The sequence below is a fragment of the Mesorhizobium sp. M7A.F.Ca.CA.001.10.2.1 genome, assembly GCF_003998575.1.
In the GTDB taxonomy this organism is placed as follows: domain Bacteria; phylum Pseudomonadota; class Alphaproteobacteria; order Rhizobiales; family Rhizobiaceae; genus Mesorhizobium.
The window spans coordinates 1-2,321 of record NZ_RZQY01000815.1 but is presented as its reverse complement, the minus strand read 5'-3'; the positions used below and the strand labels follow the sequence as shown (position 1 = coordinate 2,321).

1 protein-coding gene is annotated in these 2,321 nt (G+C 64.7%); it reads left to right on the top strand.

Going from position 1 to position 2,321, the window contains the following annotated elements; all coding sequences use genetic code 11:
* Positions 1-2,264: ribonuclease E/G (locus EN964_RS32100; protein WP_164776190.1), on the top strand; the 2,264-nt coding region annotated here is incomplete at its 5' end.
* Between the last annotated feature and the right edge of the window lie 57 nt (positions 2,265-2,321).

Here is a 2,321-nt window from a genome sequence, read left to right as displayed (position 1 = left end):
GAGACAATGATCGCGGCATGCTGGAAGAAGTGCAGTCCTCGCATCCGGACGATCACGAGGTCGAATCAGTCGGCGCCGAGGACGCGCTGGAAGAAGTGCGCAACCGCCGCAAGCCGGTGCGCCGCCAGTACAAGATCCAGGAAGTGATCAAGCGCCGGCAGATCCTCTTGGTGCAGGTCGTCAAGGAAGAGCGCGGCAACAAGGGTGCGGCACTGACCACCTATCTGTCGCTTGCCGGCCGCTATTCGGTGCTGATGCCGAACACGGCGCGTGGCGGCGGCATTTCGCGCAAGATCACCAGCGCGGTCGACCGCAAGCGGCTGAAGGAGGTCGTTGCCGATCTCGAAGTGCCGCAGGGCATGGGCGTGATCCTGCGCACCGCCGGCGAGAGCCGCACCAAGGCCGAGATCAAGCGCGATTACGAATATCTGATGCGGCTTTGGGAAAATGTCCGCAATCTCACCTTGCAGTCCACGGCCCCTGCCCTGGTCTACGAGGAAGGCAGCCTGATCAAGCGCTCGGTGCGCGACCTCTACAACAAGGATATCGACGAGATTCTTGTCTCCGGCGAGGAAGGCTATCGCGAGGCCAAGGACTTCATGCGCATGCTGATGCCGAGCCACGCCAAGGTGGTTCAGCCGTTCCGCGACACGACGCCGATCTTCGTGCGCAACGGCATCGAGGCACAGCTTGACCGCATGCTGCAGCCGCAGGTGACGCTGAAGAGCGGCGGCTACATCATCATCAACCAGACCGAGGCGCTGGTTGCCATCGATGTGAATTCGGGCCGCTCCACCAAGGAGCACTCGATCGAGGACACCGCGCTCCACACCAATCTGGAAGCGGCCGAGGAAGTCGCGCGTCAGCTCAGGCTGCGCGATCTCGCCGGCCTGATCGTCATCGACTTCATCGACATGGAGGAGAACCGCAACAACCGCTCCGTCGAGAAGCGGTTGAAGGATCACCTCAAGAACGATCGTGCGCGCATCCAGGTCGGCCGTATCTCGCATTTCGGCCTGATGGAGATGTCCCGCCAGCGCATCCGCGCCAGCGTGCTGGAATCGACCATGAAGCCCTGCCCGCATTGCGGCGGCACCGGCCATGTACGCTCCGATTCGTCGGTCGCGCTGATGGTGGTGCGGGCGATCGAGGAATTCCTGCTCAAGGATTCGCGCAGCCACATCACGGTGCGGACGCCGGCGGCGACCGCACTCTATGTGCTCAACCACAAGCGCGGCACGCTGGTCGAACTCGAAAGCCGCTTCGGGCTGACGATCACCGTCGAGGCCGACGATTCGGTGGGTTCGCAACACTATGCGATCTTCCGTGGCGCGCTGGCTGAAAAGCCGGAAGGCTTCGTCGAGGCGCGCAGCTTCCCGGCCTATGTCGAGTTGGAAGAGCCCGAGGACGAGATTGTCGTCGTCGAGGAAGACGATGAAGCACCGGTGCAGGCCGAACAGCCACGCCAGCAGCCTCAGCAACAACAGCCCCGGCCCGCTGCCGGTGGCGAAGAAGGCGAAGGCCGCGACCGCAAGCGCCGCAAGCGTCGGCGCCGGCGCGGCGGCAAGGATCGCGATCGCGAACATGGCGCCCCTGCGGACGGTGCTTCCGTCTCGGCTCCGGCCGGTGAGTTTTCGGACCCGGACTCGGCCGCCAGCGATGGCGACACGGAAGCGGACGACAACGCCCCTGTCGGTGTTGCTGAAACGTCTGAGACAGCTGAAGCTTCGGACGAAGGCCAGGGCAAAAAGCGCCGGCGCGGCAAGCGCGGCGGCAAGCGCAACCGTCGCGAAGACGGTGAAGGCGAGGCTGAGGCAAGTGCTGGCGAAACAGCAGACGCTTCTGAAGGCGAAGTCCGGGCAACCGAGGTGATCGCCAGCGAGCCGGTCGTTGCCGCACCAGCCGAAGAGCCGGTGGCGCTTGCCCCGGCAAATGACGACGCGCCGGCCACGGAGAAGCCGAAGAAGCCACGTCGCGCGGCCAAGCCAAAGAAGGCCGCGGCCGAAATTGTCGCCGATGAGCCGGCTGCGGAGGTGGAAGCACCGGTCGACACGCCGGTCACCGCATCCGACGAGGCAGCCATCGCTTCTGTCGAGGAGGCACCGAAGGCCCGCCCGTCGCGGCGCAAGCCGGCGGCGGCGAATGCGCCGGTCGAGCCGGTCGTGTCTTCGATCGTCGCGGAAGAGCCCGCGGCCAAGGCCGAGGACAAGACCGAGGACAAGCCGAAGCGCGGCGGCTGGTGGCAGCGGAAGGGCTTTTTCTAAGCCTTTCAATCGCATGAGCTAGTTCTTTGACAAAAAATCCCGCGCCGTCTCGAAGAC